Source organism: Agreia sp. Leaf283, from assembly GCF_001422485.1.
GTDB lineage: Bacteria > Actinomycetota > Actinomycetes > Actinomycetales > Microbacteriaceae > Agreia.
In genome coordinates, this window is record NZ_LMNF01000001.1 from 761813 (window position 1) to 777578 (window position 15766).

General features: G+C 67.1%; 15 protein-coding genes. 2 read left to right on the forward strand and 13 right to left on the reverse strand.

Annotated features, from left to right (window positions below; genetic code table 11):
• Positions 1-135: 135 nt before the first annotated feature.
• The 6 genes from ASF51_RS03360 to ASF51_RS03385 form a co-directional block, all read right to left on the reverse strand.
• A complete protein-coding gene (locus ASF51_RS03360; protein WP_055925142.1) occupies positions 136-885 on the reverse strand; it encodes an SDR family oxidoreductase in 750 nt (249 codons plus the stop codon).
• Positions 886-901: 16 nt separating this feature from the next.
• The gene (locus ASF51_RS03365; protein ID WP_235497120.1) at positions 902-1615 is read right to left on the reverse strand and encodes an ABC transporter ATP-binding protein; all 714 of its coding nucleotides are present in this window, start codon (positions 1613-1615) and stop codon (positions 902-904) included.
• The gene (locus tag ASF51_RS03370; protein ID WP_055925145.1) at positions 1599-2375 is read right to left on the reverse strand and encodes an ABC transporter ATP-binding protein; all 777 of its coding nucleotides are present in this window, start codon (positions 2373-2375) and stop codon (positions 1599-1601) included. The genes ASF51_RS03365 and ASF51_RS03370 overlap by 17 nt, the downstream gene beginning before the upstream one ends.
• Positions 2376-2487: 112 nt before the next feature.
• Positions 2488-3768, reverse strand: coding sequence for an ABC transporter substrate-binding protein (locus ASF51_RS03375; protein WP_055925148.1), 1281 nt, complete (start codon positions 3766-3768; stop codon positions 2488-2490).
• Positions 3765-4871 carry a branched-chain amino acid ABC transporter permease gene (locus ASF51_RS03380; RefSeq protein WP_055925151.1) on the reverse strand — a complete coding sequence of 369 codons (1107 nt, stop codon included), beginning with the start codon at positions 4869-4871 and terminating at the stop codon, positions 3765-3767. The genes ASF51_RS03375 and ASF51_RS03380 overlap by 4 nt, the downstream gene beginning before the upstream one ends.
• Positions 4868-5737 carry a branched-chain amino acid ABC transporter permease gene (locus ASF51_RS03385; protein WP_055925154.1) on the reverse strand — a complete coding sequence of 290 codons (870 nt, stop codon included), beginning with the start codon at positions 5735-5737 and terminating at the stop codon, positions 4868-4870. Before ASF51_RS03385 ends, ASF51_RS03380 begins: the two co-directional genes overlap by 4 nt.
• Positions 5738-5907: 170 nt before the next feature.
• Here ASF51_RS03385 and ASF51_RS03390 point away from each other — a divergent pair, with 170 nt between their 5' ends.
• Complete coding sequence (locus ASF51_RS03390; protein WP_255354399.1) at positions 5908-7116, forward strand: Gfo/Idh/MocA family protein; 1209 nt, start codon at positions 5908-5910, stop codon at positions 7114-7116.
• A gap of 90 nt (positions 7117-7206) precedes the next feature.
• Entirely contained in the window at positions 7207-8220 is a 1014-nt protein-coding gene (locus tag ASF51_RS03395) for a sugar phosphate isomerase/epimerase (protein ID WP_055925159.1), read from the forward strand.
• A gap of 115 nt (positions 8221-8335) precedes the next feature.
• Here the strand turns inward: ASF51_RS03395 and ASF51_RS03400 are convergent, their stop codons facing one another.
• The 7 genes from ASF51_RS03400 to ASF51_RS03430 form a co-directional block, all read right to left on the reverse strand.
• On the reverse strand, positions 8336-9010 hold the full coding sequence (locus ASF51_RS03400) for an AIM24 family protein (RefSeq protein WP_055925162.1): 675 nt from the start codon (positions 9008-9010) through the stop codon (positions 8336-8338).
• Positions 9011-9157: 147 nt separating this feature from the next.
• On the reverse strand, positions 9158-9910 hold the full coding sequence (locus ASF51_RS03405; protein WP_055925166.1) for a hypothetical protein: 753 nt from the start codon (positions 9908-9910) through the stop codon (positions 9158-9160).
• Positions 9911-10351: 441 nt separating this feature from the next.
• On the reverse strand, positions 10352-11032 hold the full coding sequence (locus ASF51_RS03410) for a GntR family transcriptional regulator (protein WP_055925169.1): 681 nt from the start codon (positions 11030-11032) through the stop codon (positions 10352-10354).
• 85 nt (positions 11033-11117) lie between these two features.
• Entirely contained in the window at positions 11118-12026 is a 909-nt protein-coding gene (locus ASF51_RS03415) for a creatininase family protein (RefSeq protein WP_055925172.1), read from the reverse strand.
• Positions 12023-13264: a Tm-1-like ATP-binding domain-containing protein gene (locus ASF51_RS03420; RefSeq protein WP_055925175.1), complete on the reverse strand. Its 1242-nt coding sequence runs from the start codon at positions 13262-13264 to the stop codon at positions 12023-12025. The genes ASF51_RS03415 and ASF51_RS03420 overlap by 4 nt, the downstream gene beginning before the upstream one ends.
• Positions 13265-13294: 30 nt before the next feature.
• The gene (locus tag ASF51_RS03425; protein WP_055925178.1) at positions 13295-14191 is read right to left on the reverse strand and encodes a sugar phosphate isomerase/epimerase; all 897 of its coding nucleotides are present in this window, start codon (positions 14189-14191) and stop codon (positions 13295-13297) included.
• Positions 14192-14263: 72 nt separating this feature from the next.
• On the reverse strand, positions 14264-15763 hold the full coding sequence (locus ASF51_RS03430) for an FAD-binding oxidoreductase (RefSeq protein WP_055925181.1): 1500 nt from the start codon (positions 15761-15763) through the stop codon (positions 14264-14266).
• Positions 15764-15766 lie beyond the last annotated feature (3 nt).

The window sequence follows — 15766 nt, forward strand, 5'->3', positions numbered from 1 at the left end:
AGCATGGTCTGCCCTCGCTGGGTGCCGAGCGCGCCGTCGCCGGGCGAACGCGCGGTCGGCGCCGGAGCGCTCGCCCGCTGGAGGCGCGCTCGATTGTCGCACGACCCAGCGCCACTGCAGGAAGGAACGCCGAGCTCAGCGGCCGAGCCAGCCCCCGTCGACCGGCAGGAGGATGCCGTTCACGTAGTCCGACGCGGTCGACGCCAGGAAGACCGCGGCGCCCGCCAGGTCGCCCGGCTGACCGAGTCGCCCTGCCGGAATGCGCTCGAGGATCTGCTTCGAGCGCACCGGGTCTGCCTTCAACCCCTCGGTCACACGAGTGTCGATGTAGCCGGGCGCGATGGCGTTCACATTCACGCCGCTGCCCGCCCACTCGTTCGACAACGCCCGCGTCAGCCCGGCCAGCCCCGACTTCGCGGCCGCGTAGCTCGCCACGTTCAGCCCGCCTTGGAAGCTCAGCATCGACGCCGTGAAGATGATCTTGCCCGAGCCGCGCTCGAGCATTCCGCGCCCCACCGCCTGTGCGAGCACGAACTGGCTCGACAGGTTGACCTCGAGAACGTGGTCCCAGTCCTCCTGCGAGTGATCGGCGGCGGGCACCCGCCGGAACGTTCCGGCGTTTCCGACCAGGATGCCGACGGGCAGCTCGGCTAGCCGGCTCGCCAGGGCGCTGGTCGCGGTGCGGTCGGCGAGATCGCACCGGATGGCGGTGAACGCGCGCCCCCGCTTCTCGACGGCCGCTTGCAGCTCGCTTCCCGAGGCCTCCATGCCGAGGCTTACGCCGACGATGTCGGCGCCGGCATCCGCGAGCGCGGTGGCTATGCCGAGTCCGATGCCCCGACGGGCGCCGGTGACGACGGCGAGCTTTCCGGTCAGATCGAACATGGGGGGAGCCTATCTGTCACACCACTCCGAGGTAGCGGGACTGCACCTCGGGGTCGCCCGCGATCTCGGCCGCCGGCAGGTCGGCGGCGATGCGCCCGTTGACCATTACGAGGATCCTGTCGCACAGCTCGGCGGCGAAACGCAGGTTCTGCTCGACGAGCAGCACCGCCTGCCCCTCGGAGACGACTCGGCGGAACACGTCGGCCAGGTGGTCGACGACCGCGGGCGCGAGGCCCTCGCTGGGCTCGTCCATCACGAGCAGACGCGGGTTCGTGAGCAACGCCCGACCGATCGCGAGCATCTGCTGCTCGCCGCCGGAGAGCGCGCCGCCGCCGTTCTTCTTGCGCTCGGCGAGCCGGGGAAAGAGCTCGTAGATCGCGTCCGGGTTCCACCTCGCCGACTTCTTGGCGCCGACCATCGTGAGGTGCTCGTGCACCGTCAGCGACGGAAAGATGCGGCGCCCCTGCGGCACGTAGCCGATGCCCGCCCGGGTGACCTGAAAAGGAGCCTTGTTCGCGACATCCCGCCCCTCGAACTCGATCGAGCCCGACTGGGCGGGCAGCATGCCGGCGATCGCATTGACCAGCGTGGTCTTGCCCATGCCGTTGCGGCCGACCATTCCGAGGGGCTCGACTCCCATCTCGAACGAGACGTCTTGCAGCACGTGCACCCGCCCGTACGAGACGTTCAGGTTCGAGACGCGGAAGAGGGGGTCAGGCGACGTCGTCAAGGGAGCCTCCGAGATAGATTTCGCGCACACGTTCGGACGCCCGGATGTCTGCGGGCGAGCCCTCGAGGATCTTCTCGCCGTCGTGCATCACCACGACACGGTTGGCCACGGCGAGCGCGATGTCCATGTCGTGCTCGATGAGCAGCAGGGTGATCTCCTCGGGCAGCTCACGCAGGAGTCGCACGAGATGGATGCGTTCGGCCGGCGAGAATCCCGCGGCCGGTTCGTCGAGCATCAGCAGCTTGGGCTGCAGCGCGAGCGCCATGGCCAGTTCGAGCTGGCGCTGCTCACCGTGCGAGAGGTCGGCGACGATCGCCGAACCCTTGTCGCCGAGCCCGACGCGGTCGAGCAGGCGTTCGACACGCGACCAGCGGTTGACCGTGTTCACGTGCTTCGAACTCGGCCACGCGACGCGCAGCGAGGCGCCCCTGAATTCCGAGCCGCCGAGCGCCACGAACACGTTCTCGGCCGCCGTCAGCTGCTCGAACAGCCGGGAGGTCTGAAATGTGCGGGCAAGCCCGCGTTTGGCCCTCTTCGCGGTGGAGAGCCCCGTCACATCGTGGCCGAACAGTTCGATGCGGCCCGAGGTGACGGGGAAGACCCCCGCGATGAGGTTGAAGAGCGTCGACTTGCCCGCACCGTTGGTGCCGATCACACTGATGCGCTCCCCGTCGGCGATCTCCAGGTCGACGTTGCGCATCGCCTTGAGCCCGCCGAAGTGCTTGGACACGTCGGCGACACGGAGAGCGACATCAGTCATGGTCTTTTCCTTTCAGCGGTTCGTTCCCTGAGCCTGTCGAAGGGGAGCCTGTCGAAGGGGCCCTTCGACAAGCTCAGGGAACGGGTGGTTGCAGCTCAGGGAACGGTGGTTGTTACGGGCAGCCGTCGAAGCGGTCGTAGACAGTGGTGCCCTGTTTCACACCGTTGGCCTCGCTCACATCGGTCAGGGTGAGCGCACCGCCGTCGCCCGCGGCGACCTCCACGAGGAAGTTGTCGACGACGGCCTGGCGGTTCTCATCCATCGAGATCGGTCCGGTGGGTGAGTCCCACGACGTGGCCTCGAGCGCGGAACGCAGGTCGGCCTGTCCATCGCCGAGGTCGCCCTTGACGTCTTCGATGCCGAGCAGCAGCGACTCGAACGAGTTGTAGTACAGGATCGAGAAGATCGACGGGCTCGGGAACGCGTCCGGCTGAGTGGCATAGGCGTCGACGAACGTCTTCCAGTCGGGGTTGTCGTAGTCGGCACCGGGAACCGGGCCACCGGTGATCGTGCCGATCGCGGCCTGGCCGATGTTCGCATCCCCCGACAGGGCCGTCGTGTCGACGGCGATCGAACCGCCCACGAGCGGCTTGTTGACGCCGGCCGTCACGGCCTGCGAGAGGAAGCTGGCGGCATCCGCACCACCGAGACCGACGTACACCGCGTCGGTGTCCGCCGGAATCTGCGACAGGATCGTGGCGTAGTCGGTGGTGCCGACGGGAACCCACGAGTTGCCGTTCACCTCGCCGCCCGCCGCACAGAACTCGGAGAAGAATCCGCCCGCGTTGTCGTAGGGGAAGGAGTAATCCTCGGCGATCGAGTAGATCTTCTTGTAACCCTTGTCGTTGTAGGCGTAGTCGCCGAGGCCGCCCATCCACATGGCGGAGTCGCCGTGGAAGCGGAAGAAGTTCTCGGCGCCCTCGAGAGTCATGCTCACGGGACTCGCCGATCCGTTCACGAACGTGATGTCGGGTGTCGTGAGCGCGTACTGCACGACCGCCTCTCCCTCGTCACCCGAGACCGGTCCGAACACGATGTCGACCCCGTCGTTCTCGACAAGCTTCTTCACTTTCGTCTGGGCGGAGCCCGAGGTTCCGTCGGTTCCCTCGTAGACGAACTCGACCTTCTTGCCGCCGACTTCACCGCCGTCGACGGTGCCGCCGCGGGCCTCCATGGCCACGCCGATCGCGGCCTTGGCCTCGCCCATTCCGAAGGCGAGGTTGCCTTCCGACGTGGCGAGCACGCCGATCTTGATGGTGTCGGAGCCTCCGTCGCCGGAGTCGCCTCCCGAGTCGCCGCCCGTTCCGGCCGGTGCGCATCCTGCCAGGAGGAGCACGAGGCCCGCCCCGGCCGAGGCCGCGGCGAACGCGGTCCTCTTCGTATTCAGCGTCATTGCTGTTTCCTTTCATTGGATGGATCTGTGATTCCAGGGGGTGTCGGCACGTCGGGAGCTGTCGGCGCCTGGGGTGCGCGCCGACGAGTCGAGAGTGCCCTGACGACCTGCTTGCCGACGCCGGCCAGGCCGGTGGGGGCGAAGAGCAGGACGACGATGAAGACCAGTCCGGTGAGCGTCATGTAGCGCTCGGTCACGTTCTGGGCGAAGTTGTCGAGCAGGGTGAGCACGATGCCGCCGACGAAGACTCCGCCCAGCGACCCCACCCCTCCGATCACGGCGACGACGAGGATGTCGAGGGTCGACGAGAGGCTCACCACATCGGGGTCGACCTGGGCCCTGTCGAAGACCATGATCACGCCCCCGATGGAGGCGATGAACGCGGTGAACGTCATCGCCGCGATGCGGTACCGGTTCACGTTGTAGCCGAGCGCGCTCATGCGCTCCGGCGAATCGCGGATGCCCTGCAGCGCCAGGCCGAAGCTGGTCGCGGCCACGTAGCGGCAGAGCAGGTAGCAGAGCACCGCGGCGGCCAGCGCGCCGTAGTAGAAGATGTGCAGCTGGGCGAAATCGACGACTCCCAGGTCGGGGCGCGGGATCGGGGCGAGCCCCCGCCGCGCGTTGGTGACCTCGATCGACTGCGATGCGAACGAGTACACGACCTGGCCGATCGCGAGGGTGATCATCAGGAAGTAGATGGCCTTGGTGCGGGCCGCGATCAGCGCGACGAGGAAGCCCGCGACGGTGCCGACGAGGATGCCCACCGGCACGGCGAGGAACACCGATTGGTCGAGGGTCACGACCATGTAGCCGACGCCGTAGGCGGCGATGCCGGCCAGCGTCATCTGCGCCAGCGACAGCAGCCCCACGTAGCGGTTCAGGAAGACGAGACTCATGGCGATCGTGCCGAGCCAGAGGGACTTGATGCCGATATTCGGAATCCAGAAGCGCGGCCTGTCGACCACGTAGGGGAAGGCGAGAGCCGCGCCCAGCACGACGACCCACAGGATCCACCGGTAGCGCTGCCACGTCGACTTCTGCGGCGTGCCGACGGGCAGCGGCTCGACGAGTCCGCTGTCGGTGGGTTTGGTCAGGATGCTCATGCCGTGGCCGTCCGTCGTCCGAGGATTCCCTGGGGCCGGAACGCGAGCACGACGACCATCAGGGCGAAGGTGAGAACCAGCGAGTACGTCGGGGCGAAGACCAGCGAGAACTGCGAGATCAGGCCCACCAAGGCAGCCCCGATCGCCGCCCCCGGGATGCTCCCCATGCCTCCCACGATCACGACCACGAGGGAGAAGAGCAGGTAGGTGCCGTCCTGCCCCGGCAGCAGCGGGAAGAGGGTGCCGCCGACCACACCGGCGAATCCCGCGAGCGCCGAGCCCAGCACGAAGATGAGGGCGAACACGACTCGCACGTTGATTCCTGTGGCGCTGGTCATCTGGCTGTCGTCGACGCCGGCCCGCACGATCGAGCCGAAGCGGGTGCGATTGACGAACAGCCAGAGTCCGACTCCTACGGCGATCGACACCGCGAGAATGAGCAGCCTGATGAGCGGGTACTGCCCGATGCCCGGCAGCTCGAGCCCGATCTGCAGCTCCGGCGGCAGGGGAACCTGCGTCGCCGTTCCGCCGAAGGTGGCGAGCATCAGGTCGGTGCCGATGAGGCTCACACCGAGGGTGATGAGCGCCACGCGCATGTCGTCGTCTTGAAAACGACGGATCAGCAGCTGGTGGATGAGGAGTCCCAGGATTCCCACGGCGACCGCGCCCCCGAGAGCGCCCAGGAACCAGTTGCCGGTCTCGCGGGCCACGACGTAGCCGAGGTATCCGCCCAGGAGATAGCTGGTTCCGTGGGCCATCGTGATGACGCGCATGAGCCCGAAGATCAGGGTGAGCCCTGATGCCACGAGGAAATAGACGGCCCCGAGCGTGAGCCCGTTGAGCGCGATCAGCAGGAACTGATCCATGTCACCTCTCTCTCACAACGCTGTGATCGATTGAACATTCGGTATTGGACACGTAACTGTATCCACACCTGTATACAACTTCTTGTACACTAATTGCACGGCTCTCCGCTGTCAACGGAGCAGAATAGATGCACACCACAACAAATCGCGACGAAGCGAATGGAGACCAAGTGAGCCAAGACCCCGTGACTCCCCGGGCAGCCGCACCGCTCGGCGTAGCCGTCATCGGATACGCCTTCATGGGCAAGGCCCACTCGGGAGCCTGGCGCAACGTGGCCGCCTACTTCGACGTTCCCGCCGTCGAGCAGACCGTGCTCGTCGGTCGTGATGCGGCGAAGGTCGCCGCCGCCGCCGAGAGGTTCGGCTGGAAGGAGAGCGCCACCGACTGGCGTGCGGTGCTGGAGCGCGACGACGTGCACATCGTCGACGTCTGCACCCCGGGCATCCTGCACCACGAGATCGTGCTCGCGGCGCTCGCGGCAGGCAAGCACGTGATCGTCGAGAAGCCGCTGGCCAACACCGTCGCCGAGGCCGAGGAGATGGCCGAGGCCTTCGAGAAGGCCAGGGCCAACGGGCAGCACGCGATCGTCAACTTCAACTACCGCCGGGTGCCCGCCATCGCGCTCGCGAAGAAGTTCATCGACGACGGCCGCATCGGCCCCATCCGGCACGTGCGCATCAGCTACCTGCAGGACTGGCTCAGCGACCCCTCCTCCCCCATGAGCTGGCGGCTTCGCCGCGAGGAGGCCGGATCGGGCGCGCTCGGCGACCTCGGCTCGCACGCCACCGACCTCGTGCTGCACCTCACGGGCGAGAGCATCGACAGCCTCACCGGTGGCGTGCACACCTTCGTGACGCAGCGGCCGTCGGGCGACAGCGGTGACGGGGCGATCGGCGGCTCGGCTTCCGACTCGGGGTCGGCTGACGTCGCGCTCGAAGACGTGACAGTGGATGACGCCGCGTGGGCGACGGGTCGGCTCTCAGGGGGCGGCATCGTGCAGCTCGAGGTCTCGCGCTTCGCGCTCGGCGCCAAGAACGGCCTCGCGCTCGAGATCTATGGCGAGAAGGGCAGCCTGACGTTCGACCTCGAGAACCTCAACGAGCTGATGTTCTTCGACTCCGGCGATGCGGCCGGGGAACAGGGGTTCCGACGCATCCTGGTGACCGAGGCCGGGCATCCGTATGTCGGCCACTGGTGGCCCGACGGCCACATCATCGGTTGGGAGCACACGTTCGTGCACCAGTTCGCCGACTTCCTCAACTCCATCCGCGACGACACCGAGTCGCAGCCGTCGTTCGCCGACGGACTGCGGGTTCAGAAGGTGCTCGCCGCCGTGGAGAGTTCTGCCGCCGCAGGCGGCGCATCCGTCACCCCGTAACAGATCCGTTCCCTGAGCCTGTCGAAGGGAAGCGTTCAGACGAGTTCCCTTCGACAGGCTCAGGGAACGAACGAGCACAAGGAGAAGCACATGACACGCCCCGTCACCCTGTTCACCGGCCAGTGGGCCGACCTGCCGTTCGAGGAGGTGGCCAGGCTCGCCGGAGAGTGGGGCTACGACGGCCTCGAGATCGCCTGCTGGGGCGATCATCTCGACCCGTGGCGCGCAGCCGAAGACGACGCCTACGTGCAGTCGCGCCTCGACATCCTCGAGAAGAACAACCTCAAGGTCTTCGCGATCTCGAACCACCTCAAGGGTCAGGCGGTCTGCGACAACCCCATCGACTTCCGCCACAAGGACATGGTCTCGGCGAAGGTCTGGGGCGACGGCGACGGTGAGGGCGTTCGCCAGCGCGCTGCCGAGGAGATGAAGAAGACCGCGATCTCGGCGCGCAAGCTCGGCGTCGACACCGTCGTGGGCTTCACCGGCTCGAGCATCTGGCAGTACGTGGCCATGTTCCCGCCCGTGGGTCAAGACGTGATCGATGCCGGCTACCAGGACTTCGCCGACCGCTGGAACCCGATCCTCGACGTGTTCGAGGGCGAGGGCGTGCGCTTCGCCCACGAGGTGCACCCGTCGGAGATCGCCTACGACTACTGGTCGACCGTTCGCACCCTCGAAGCCATCGACCACAGAAAGTCGTTCGGGCTGAACTGGGACCCGAGCCACATGGTCTGGCAGGGCATCAACCCGGTCGAGTTCATCACCGAGTTCGCCGAGCTGATCTACCACGTCGACTGCAAGGACACCCGCATGCGCAACGGCAACTCGGGGCGCGCAGGCATCCTCGGCTCGCACCTGCCATGGGCCGACCCGCGCCGCGGCTGGGACTTCGTGTCGACGGGGCACGGCGACGTTCCGTGGGAGGACGCGTTCCGCGCGCTCAACCACATCGGCTACACCGGCCCCATCTCGGTGGAGTGGGAGGACGCCGGCATGGACCGCCTGCGCGGCGCGCCCGAGGCCCTCGCCTTCGTGCGCTCGCTGCTCTGGGAGGCGCCCACGGCATCCTTCGACGCCGCCTTCTCGACGAAGGTCGACTAGCGGCTGCACTGCGCCGGTCGAGTAGCCCGCGAGGAACGAGTGGGCGTATCGAGACCACCTCGACGGGTCTCGATACGGCCGCGGGCGGCCTACTCGACCGGCGCAATTGGTGCGGCTACGCCGTCGCGACCACGCCCGTGAACTCGGACGGCTGCACGATGACCCAGCCCGGTCCGTGGAACGCGTACTGGAACGCCTCGCCCGATCCACGACCGATGAAGGCCCCCGCGCTCAGCGAAGACTTGACGGTCGGCTGCAGGTTCGCACTCCAGGCGACGGTGGCGTTGATGTCGGTGAACGTGGGCTGCTGCGAGCAGTCGAGGATCATCGGGGTGCCCTGCGTGGCGACGGCCATGTGTCCGTGGCCGTGCACGGTCGTGTTCCAGAATCCGCCGGCGAGCATGCTCGCACCCTTGAGTCGCGTGAGCTCGTAGCCGAGGTCGGCCTGGAACGCGAGGAGGGACGTTCCGTTGATCGTGATGCCCTCGCCCTCGAGCTGAATGAGGTGGATGTTGGCCCGGTGGTGCGCGAAGAACACGTCGCCGTGTCCGAACACGCGCATGAGCGGCTGGTCGTCCGACGAGACCATCTTGCGCAACAGGGCACCGGCATCCCTCGCACCTTCGTGCTTGAACTCGACGTTGCCCTGGTAGGCGACCATCGCGCCTTTCCTGGTGATGAGGTCTCGCCCGGGCGTGACCCGGGAGCGCAGCATGTAGGGGTTCTGCAGGGCCATCAGAGCGTCGGATTCGACCTCGTTGTTCTCCTGGCTGAAGAGTGTCGAGCGCATGGGGAGTGTCCTTCTCGTGCGTTGCGGGTGGATGGCCCCCAGCCTAGGGGTGCAGTGCCCCCTGTGAGAGGGTGGATGGCACTTTCCGACTGGAGCTGGGCGGGCGGAGCGCATTCTGCGACAGATGGTCGCCGGCAGCATAGGCGGTCACGGGGTCCAGCCTCTCTCGCGGAGGGCGCGTTCGACGCGGCGCGTCGCCTCGGCTGCGCCGTTGCGCATCTGCTCCTTGCGGATCTTCAGGGGAAACCAGTCGGCCCTGATGAACTCCTCGGTTCGCGTCATGTCGCGGTCGTACTGCACGGAGTCGGTCCTGTGCTGCTGTCCGTCGTACTCCACGATGAGCTTGTAGCGGCGGTACACCTTGTCGGCGCGCCCGATGCGCTCGCCCGCCTTCGAGTAGATCACCTGGTTGAGCTCGGGCTCCGGCAGTCCAGCCCTCACGATGGCGAGTCGGAGCTGGGTCTCCCTGCGCGACTCCGATCCGACGCGCACGTGCTCGAGAGCCTCGCGCGCCCGGCGCGCGCCCCGCCCGGAGTAGCCGGCCACGCGCATCCGGAGTTCGTCGAGCGTGACGAACGGGCGCGGGTCTGCCGGATTCACGTACTCGGGCACAAGGACAAGGTGGTCGGCCACGATGATGAGTTCGTCGAGGGAGACGCCGGGGGTCGCGGCCAGCTGCAGCCACGTCGAGGCGGGGTCGGCGACGGGGAATCCGAAGCGATCGACCACGATCAGACGCGGATCATTCGTCTCGTGGCCGACGATGCCTCGACCGCGGGCGGCGCGCTCCGGTGATCTCGACATCACATGCAGGGGCTCGAGCGCTGAGAAGTAACCGGCAAGCGGTGCAAGCCACATGCGAGCTGCGGTGGTGTGGCTGAAGAACTGCCCGTCTGACATGCGGTGTCGATAGGCGGCGCAGACAGTGCTGAGCTGCACTGCGGTCCCGGCCGGCATCCGCACCCCGCGGAACGGGGTGGCGAGGTCGGAACTACGCAGACGTGCCGGGCTGACACCTTCGGTGCGCGCTTGTCTGACGGAGAACGCGCGCCCTCGAAGCCGGGGAGGAAGGGGTCGGTGCGAAGTCATGCGCCCATGATGGGGCAGCAGCCCGACTGGATGGATGCCTCTCCACAGGGTCGTCTTCGGCTGGGCGGCGATGCGAACCGACGCAAATTGCTGCCTTTTGACGTCAGGAGAGCAGATTGCGTCGGTTCGCGTCGTCACCGAGAACGCGAACCGACGCTAACTGCTCTCCTTTCGCAGAAGGAGCGCACTATGCGGCAAGTCGCTGGGGAGGAGAGGAGCGGAGCGGGACGCCGGAGGGGCGGGGCGCCTGGGCTACGCATCGCCCAGCAGCATCGCGGCAGCGTCGAGCATGTCGAGCATGCGACGGCGCATGTGGCCGATGTGCTCTTTCACGGCGGGCTCGATGGCCGCGTAGTCCTTGGCGATCATGGCGTCGGCCAGCACCTGGTGCTCGGTCGAGCACGCCTCGAGGCGGTGCTGCAGCGTGGCCGCGCGCAGCCAGAAGCGCTGGATGCGACGTCGCGTCTCCTTGACCGTGTCGGCCACCAGCTGGTTGCCCGCGATTCCGTTGACCAGTCGGTGGAACGCGAGGTCCGCCTCCGACCAGGAGTCGCGATCGTCGCCGTGCGCCGCCCGCGTCATCTCCTCGACCGACGAACGCAGGCGTTGGATGTCGTCTTCCGTCAGCTTCTCGGCCGCCTTGCGGCAGATGTAGGTGTCGAGAACCTCGAGCAGGTCGCAGGCGTCGTTGACCTCGGTGCGCGTGAGCTGCGACACGGTGAAGCGCGCATTGTCGGTGCGCTTGACGAGCCCCTCCTTCTCAAGGCGCTGCAGGGCCTCGCGCACCGGAGTGCGCGAGATTCCGAGCTGGTTGGCGATGCGGTTCTCCGAGAGCGGCGCTCCGGAGCGCAGGCGGAAACCCGTTATCTCCGAGAGCAGGAACTCGTAGGCGTCGTTGACCCGTGAGCTCGCCTCGGTCGTTGTGATCACCATCGAAGACCACCCTTCTTGTGCACTAAGAATAAGCTCCCGTGACGACGCCGGCCCGCTTCGACAAGCTCAGCGACCGGCGCAACGATCACAGCACGCGGTCGACGAACTCGCGGTTGTGCACCGTCACCGGAACCTTCTGCAGCTCGAGGATGCCCCGGGCGACGTGCTCCGACAGCCGGCGGAAGGCCTCGTGCCCCTTCTCAGCGGTGGCGCGCATCGGGTTGCCGATGATCCCGTTCTCGACGAACTCGTGGTGGTCCATGGGGAAGCTGAAGTACTGGTACCCCTCGAACTCGGCGTCGGGCATCCCGTCGTCTTTCGAGAACGCCTTCGGCAGGAAGGCAGGGATGTGCGCGCGGGTGTCGACGGCGCGCTCCATGCGCACGAGGTTCTCGTTCCAGGCCAGGTCCTGCGACGTCTCGAGCTCGGAGGAGTGCCAGCCGGGAGTCTCCTCGGGCGGGTTCTCCATGAGTCCCTTCAGGATGCCCTCGTAGCGCTCCATGTAGGGCTTCACGAAGGAGATCAGCGCGCCCGTCTCGTAGCGGAGCTTGCGCAGCACCGGGTCGACGACCTTGATGTTCGAGCCGTGGCCGTTGATGAAGATGATGCGGTTGAATCCGTGATGGATGAGGCTGCGCGCGATGTCGTTCATCAGCGCGAGCAGCGTCGACGAGCGCACCGTGATCGTGCCGCGCCCCTCGCCCACGCCGTACATGTGCTGCGGCGAGTAGCCCGTCCAGATGGGAGGGGTGTGCAGCACGCCGATCTCCTCGGAGATGCGCTCCGAGATCTCGACCGCCGTGATCGTGTCGGTGAACAGCGGCAGGTGCGGCCCGTGCTGCTCGGTCGACGCGATGGGAACGAGCACCGTGTCCTTCGTCTTGAGGTACTCGCCGATGTCGACGTACGAGAGGTGCGCCAGGTTCCACGAGCGGAACTTCTCGCGGAACTCCTCGTCCCCCTCGGTCAGTCTGTTCACAATGCGTTCGCTCATGCGAGTGCCTCCTTGGGGCGGGTCGAGTCGAGGATGGTACTGAACAGCTCGGCGACATGGCGCCCGAGCTCGGGGTCGTTGATGTGCAGGTCGATGGTCTCGACGGGTATGTCGGGCCGGATGTTCGCCCGCACCTCCTCGAGGAACGCGGCGTCGGCCGCGGGGTTCCAGAACGGACCGTCGGGCGTCGACGGGATCGACAGCCCGCGGGTCGGAACGACGACGCGCACCGGCCCGGTGGCCGAGTTCAGCCGATCCGCGAAGATGCGCCCGATCTGTCGCATCTCGTCTTCGGGAGTGCGCACGAGCGTGTACTCGGGATTGTGGTCGTAGACGGGTCGGCCCGCGAGCGCCGAGGGGATCTGCCCCGCCGCGAAGACAGAGAAGTCGATGCAGCCGGGCACGATGACCTGCGGCAAGCCGAGTTCGCCCACGACCCGCAGACGGTTCGGCCCGCCGTTGTGGATGCCTCCGGTCAGCGGATCCGTGATCTCGTTCGTCGTGTAGTCGATGACCCCCACGAACTGGCCGGCCGCCGCGAGCTCCTCCATGGCGGGCCCGCCGACGCCGTTCGAGTGGAACACCACCGTCTCGTAGCCGAGCTCCGCGAGGCGCGCCTTCATCGCCTCCACGGCGTGGGTGGTGTTGCCCAGCATGGTGGTGGCCACATAGCGGGTGTCTGCCGACGGCGGGCCGAGCGGATGACCCGCCCGCAGCATCCCGAGCATCGCCGCGGCCACGTTGTCGAAGACCGTGGTCGAGATGGGGTTGAGGCCCAGGATGTCGACGATCGAGTGCACGACCATCACGTCTTTCGTGCCCACGTAGGGCGCGAATTCGTGGTGACCGGATGCCGTCGGCGCGACGACGATCTTCGGCACGCCGACGGGCAGGACCTGGATGGCGGCGGCGCCCATGACCGAGCCCACTCCCCCGACGCTGATGCCGCCGACCACCTCTCCGAGGGCGAACTTCTCGCGCACCAGGTCGGTGACGAGGGTGCGCATGATCTCGACGGCGCGTCCGCGGGTTCCGGCGTGCTGCAGCTCGTCGAGGGTCATGCCCCCTCGACGAGCCAGCTCGCCGTGCGAGATGTCTGGCGTGATGCCCACCGGCTCGCCCAGGATGCCGGAGTCGATCACGAAGGTGTCGACGCCAAGGGAGGCGAGGCGGTCGCGCAGATACGCGACCTCCGGCCCCTTGGTGTCGAGCGTCGCTATGAGAACGACAGCACCCATGACGGGCTCCCTTCGAGAAAGAACCACGGCCTACTTCGTGATCAGCGGCAGCAGCGTTTCGGCGTTCACCTTGACCAGCCAGTCGTAGTACTCCTCGGTGAGGATCGACGAGCCGTGGTCGATGATGAACTTCAGCTGGTCGGGGTCGATGTCGAGCCCGTCGAAGTTCGTCTCGAGCGCGTTCGGGTACTTGTTCGCCGGCGTGCGGTCGACGGGGGCCACGAACTCCGCCGTGAGGGCGCCGTCGTAGCCGATCTCCTCGAGCGTCGAGACGACCCTCTGCCAGTCGTAGTCCCCGTAGCCGGCGGGCATCCGGTTGTTCTCGGCGACGTGGAAGTCGACGAGCTTCGGGCCGACAAGCCGGATGGCGTCCCAGAGGTTCGCCTCCTCGATGTTGATGTGGAACGCATCCAGCACCACTCCGAGGTTCGGGCCCACGGCGTCGCAGAGCGCCAGCGCCTGCTCGGCGCGGGTGATGAGATACGACTCGAAGCGGTTGAGCGGTTCGATGCCGACGCGCACGCCTTTGGCCTCGGCGACCTCGTAGATCTCCTTGACGCCGTCGACGAGCCAGCCCCACTCGTTCTCGGGAGTCGAGTCGGGCGTGATCTTGCCCACCTCGCCCGGAACGAGCGTGAGGATCTGGCCGTCGAGGTCGGAGACGAGCTGGATGCAGTCCTTCACGTACTGCACGCTCGACGCGCGCACGCCTTCGTCGCCGGACTGCATGTTGCGGCCGCCGACCATGAGCGTCACGGATCCCCAGCAGTCGAGGCCGTAGTGGTCGAGCAGCCCGCGCACATGCTTGGGGTCGTACTTCTCGGGCTCTCCCGAGATCTCGATGCTCTTGTAGCCGTATTTCGCGAGACGGGCGATCGTGGTCTCGATCGGTTCCGATCGCATCCAGTTGTGCATGGACAGATGCATGACTCTCTCCTTTGAGAATTGCGGGGTGGGGGTGAGGCTGTTCAGTTGTGGGGGCCGGATGCCGGGGGCCGGCTACCAGCGGGAGTTGCGGGGCGGCCCGAAGCCGAGTTTGCCGGGGTTCATGATTCCGTCGGGATCCCACGCGTCTTTGAGTGCACGCATGAGCTCGAAGCCGGTGCCGTGCTGGAGGCGCATGAATCGACCGAGCTTCATTCCCACGCCGTGGTGATCATTGAGCACGCCCCCCGCTGAGATTCCCTCACGGATTCCAACATCCCACAGCCTGTCGTGCAGCGCCATGGCCTCGGCCGGGTCGGTGGGCGGCTCGTCGACATAGAACCGGTCGTAGATCATGGCGCCCCAGTCGTACCAGTGCGAGAGGTGGGCCGTGTAGCGGGCGCCGTAGTCGGCGAACTGCGCTTCGATCGCCGACTTCTTGGCCCGGTAGATCGCGGGCAGGTCGCTGAAGCGGGCGACGGTGTCGAAGGTTCCGTAGAGCAGAGGCGGCTGGGGCAGCTTGCCCTTCGCGTAGGGCTCGTACTTCCCGTCCCACCAGATGCGCCCCACATCGGGGCCGAGCGAGGTGCCGCCGGCCTTCTCCGCCTGCGCGGTGATGGCGCGCAGCTCGTAGTCGACGAGCTCCTGATCGCCGTCGCACATGATCACCATGAGGGTGCCGGTGAACGGGGTGCCGACCCAGTCCTTGAGCTTCTTCGAGTCTGCCTCGTCGTAGAGCCGGATGACCGCGGGACGCAACCTGGCGGTCATGATGCGGCGACCCGCATCCATGCCCGCGAAGATGTCGGGGAAGCTGAAAGAGAGGAACCCACGGGCCTCGGGCAGGGGGTCGATGCGGAGGCTGGCCTCGGTGATCACGCCGAGGGTGCCCTCGCTGCCGACGAAGGTCTGCAGCAGGTCGGAGCCCGCGGCGTGGCTCGGAACGTTCAGCGTCTTGACGACCGTGCCGGGCGCGACGACGGCCTCGACCTGCAGCACCTGGTCTTCGGCCTTGCCGTACTTGGTGCTCACGACTCCCGAGCCTCGGGCGGCGATGAAGCCGCCGATCGTGGCGCCGAGGTGGTAGCTGCCGGGGTAGTGCGCGAGCGTGAGGCCCTTCTCGTTGAGGGCCGCCTCGAGCGTCGGGCCGTCGATTCCCGCACCCGTCGTCACGACCAGGCTCTCCTCGTCGATCTCGACGATCGTGTTCAGGCGGGTGAGGTCGACGGCTATTCCGCCGTAGGGCGCGAAGGTGCCGCCCTGGGTGCCGGAGCCTCCGCCGCGCGGGACCACGGGGATGCGGTAGTCGGATGCGAGTCGCACGACGGCCTGCACGTCGGCGGTCGTTCCCGGGCGCACTACGAAGTCGGCGGCGGGCACCGCGAGATCGCGATACTGCAGGTACTTGCTCATCCACGACCAGTCGGCGGCCTGCTCCTGCGTCTCGGCCTGATCGATCGACACGTGCTCGGCGCCGATGGCCATCTGGAGTTCGCGCAGCACGTGGCCCCGCAGGAACGAGGAGCCGCTGACGAGTGTGGTGTCGACGCTGCTGCCCAGATCATGGTTCCCCACGGA